Source organism: Gilliamella sp. BG1 (genome assembly GCF_046635625.1).
Taxonomy (GTDB): domain Bacteria; phylum Pseudomonadota; class Gammaproteobacteria; order Enterobacterales; family Orbaceae; genus Gilliamella; species Gilliamella bombi.
The window spans coordinates 1-1,602 of record NZ_JBIDFG010000045.1 but is presented as its reverse complement, the minus strand read 5'-3'; the positions used below and the strand labels follow the sequence as shown (position 1 = coordinate 1,602).

General features: G+C 55.4%; 1 protein-coding gene. It reads left to right on the top strand.

Going from position 1 to position 1,602, the window contains the following annotated elements; translation table 11 throughout:
- Positions 1-1,602, top strand: a 1,602-nt coding sequence (locus tag ACGH80_RS11730) for a VENN motif pre-toxin domain-containing protein (protein ID WP_411631220.1), incomplete at both ends; no start/stop codon positions are given.

Sequence of the window (1,602 nt, the reverse complement as noted above, 5' to 3'; positions counted from 1 at the left end):
AGATGTGTATAAGAGACAGGGCAACACCACCCTGATCGGCGCCCAAGCCAATGCCAACCGCATCGATGCCAACATCGGCGGCAAACTCAGCATCATCAGCCCACAAGACCAAATAGACCAAAAAATCAGCCAGAGCGGTGCCAACCTCCACCTACAAGGCGGCTTTGGCAGCGTGTGGGAAGTCTCCGGTGGCGTCAACAGCAGCAACGCCTCCGGCCACCTCAACGCCGTCAACCAACAATCCGGCCTCTTTGCCGGCAAAGACGGCTACCACATCAGCGCCGATAGCATCGACCTGCAAGGCGGCGCCATCGCCTCCACCGCCGCCAAAGAGCACAACCAGCTCACCACCAACAGCCTCACCTTCACAGACATAGAAAACCACTCCAGCTTCAAAGCCAGCAACACCACCATCAGTGGCGGCTTCTCCGGCAAAGACAGCACCATCCCCGGCAACCCCAGCTACAACCCAGCCCTGCCACAACACCAAAGCGGCAGCGACCACAGCACCACCCATGCCACCATCAGCCCCGGGCAGATCACCATCAACGGCCAACAGACCAGCGTAGAAGAACTGGGCATCCACAGCGACATCGACAGCGCCCACAGCCAAATCAACCAACTGCCCGATCTGCAACAGATCATGGACAAACAACAGGCCGTAGCCGATGCCACCGCCACCATCGCCAACAGCGTGCGCACCCTTAGCGCCGACATGGCCAGAAAAGCCAACCAAGAGCGGCAACAGGCACGAGAAAAAGCCGAGCAAGAACTACAAAGCAACAACCCCGAGCTATGGCAGGATTACAACCAGCTAAGCGAAGACAAAAAACAACTCGTCCTCAGAGAAACTAGCAAAGACTACCGCACAGCAGACGAACAAGCCCAATCATGGGGTATCGGCGGCGGCAAGAGTCGTGCCCTGAACGCCGTCACCAGCGCCGTCACCGGCATCCTTGGCGGCCAGACCAACCTGCAAGCCGCCACCAACGCCCTCGCACCGTATGCCGCAGAACTTATCGGCAAACAATTCGGTCATGGCGACAACCAAAACCAAGCTGCCCAACTGGTCGCCCATGCCCTCCTAGGCGCCATCAGTGCCAGCGTCAACGGTGGTAATGCCGCCGCCGGAGCAGTAGGTGCGAGCGCAGCCGAACTGGCCGCGCAATACCTGATTAAACAACTACCCAAAGACCAGTATCCCGAAGCCATAGACCCAAGAACCGGCGAGATAGACCCGAACCGCTTACCGGAAAGCGTCAAAGCAAACATCAGAGACCTATCGTCAGCGGTGGCTACCGTATCAGGTGGGCTAACCGGTGGCTCGCTGGTTAATGCGCAGATTGCCGGTGTGGCTGGGCAGAATGCGGTGGAGAATAATGAACTAGTACAAAGAACACCAGAAAGCGTGATTCAAAATTTTGAAAAAAGGAAAGAAAAAATAAAATCAGAAGTCTGTACTGGTGGTATGAGTCAGGCAGCCTGTAATAAAGCTATAGCGGCAGAATTTGATAGAAATAATGCAGAGTTCGGTAAAATGCTGATAGATTTAGCTACACTGGTACCGGGCATAAGTGAAGCAGACGCATTAAGTAGATTATT